Raw genomic sequence first — 1,641 nt, 5'->3', positions numbered from 1 at the left:
CCGGATGTGCTGCGGTTTTTTAACCGCGTGGCTGACGCCCTTATGGAAGACAGCCTGGTGCGCGGCGAACCCGGCGTCGGCATGCCGCCCCTTGAGGAACGCATGTACGCGGGCTGGTCATCCAGAAAATAAGGGCGGCCCGCCGCGTCACCCCCAACCGCGCCCGGACTGTTTCCTGCCCTGAAAACAGCCGGCAACGCATTTCCCGGACATGTTCCGGCACTTTTGTTGTCTTTTATCCCGCACGTTCACCTTTCTACATACGAGGCGATTATGTCCAACTCTATGGGTCTTGTGGTTTCCCTGGCGGAAATGGAACAGTTTTATCGTGGCGACAAGGCGGGGCAGATCATCGAACTGATGAACAAGACCAACGACATCATGGATGACGTGCTCTGGATGGAGTCCAACCAGAGCGACGGGCATCTTACCCGCATCCGCACGGGCTTGCCCGAAGTTTACTGGCGCAGGCTCTATCAGGGTACGCCGCCTTCCAAATCACAGTGGGGACAGGTCAAGGAGGGATGCGGCATCCTCGAAGCCATCATGGAACTGGATGTGGAGGAACTGCGCCTCTACGGCAGCCGTGACAGGGCTTTCCGCATGAGCGAAGGCGTGGCCTTTGCCGAGGCCATGCGCCAAAAAGTGGCCGCCACCCTGTTTTACGGCAACAGCAATATCAATCCTGACGAATTCAACGGCCTTGCCATGCGCTACCCCGCGCAGGACGCCAAAAACGTCATGGATGCGGGCGGCCGCGAAGAAGGGGGCTGCACGTCCCTGTGGCTTGTGTCGTGGGGCGCGCAGGCCGTGCATGGCATCTATCCCAAGGACAGCACCGGCGGCCTCTCCCACGAAGACCTCAGCACCTATATGACCCAGGACCCCGACGGCCGCAAATACCAGGTCGTGGGCGACAAATACAACTGGCGCTGCGGCCTTGCCGTACGCGACTGGCGCGCTGTGGTGCGCGTTGCCAACCTGCCCCTGGCAGCCCTTGGCAAGCGCAAGGGACAGAGCGGATTCATCGATCTGCAAAAGCTGACCATCGAGGCCAAGAACCGCATGCCCCAGCACCTGCGCCAGAAGGCCGTGTGGTACGCCAACGCCGACGTGCTCACCGCCCTTGAACTCCAGAATTCCGATGCGGGCAACGTGCAGCTGCAGTATGACGAATTCTTTGACGCCAAGGCCGTTCCCGTGCTGCATGGCCGCCCTGTGCGCCAGTGCGATGCCGTGCTGGGCAACGAAAGCGTGGTGTAAAGCCTTATTGCGGACGCCGGGACAGGCCGCGTCTGTCCTGCCTGACGCACGGCCCGCCCGTCGGGCCGAACATCCATTACCGGGTGCATGACCATTTTTCCACAAGGAGCACATATGGCTATCATTGACCGCAATTCCATTCTTTTTGAAGGCCCCCTTACCGCCAATACCACAGGTCCCGCCGTGGCCCTCAACGCTCTCAAGCTTCCCGGCCGCATGGAACCCATGCCCTTGCGCCTGTCCGTGACCGAAAGCTTCAAAACCGACGAGGTGCAGGGCATCACCATCGGGCTTGAAGAGTCCGACAGCGCCAGCGGCCCCTGGACTGCCGTACCCGGAGCCTCCGTGAGCGTCGTTCATTCGGCTGAAAACCCTGCC

General features: G+C 60.9%; 2 protein-coding genes. Both read left to right on the top strand.

From position 1 onward, the window contains the following. The first annotated feature begins 273 nt into the window (after positions 1 to 273). Complete coding sequence (locus tag V6C07_RS08705; protein ID WP_333536007.1) at positions 274 to 1,263, top strand: major capsid protein; 990 nt, start codon at positions 274 to 276, stop codon at positions 1,261 to 1,263. Between the two features lie 114 nt (positions 1,264 to 1,377). Further along, the coding region (locus tag V6C07_RS08700) for a hypothetical protein (RefSeq protein ID WP_333536005.1) at positions 1,378 to 1,641 on the top strand (264 nt) is incomplete at its 3' end.

Source organism: Desulfovibrio sp. 1214_IL3152, assembly GCF_036763055.1.
Taxonomy (GTDB): domain Bacteria; phylum Desulfobacterota; class Desulfovibrionia; order Desulfovibrionales; family Desulfovibrionaceae; genus Desulfovibrio.
Note: the sequence above shows the minus strand (reverse complement) of the source record. Positions and strands in the feature narration are given on the sequence as shown.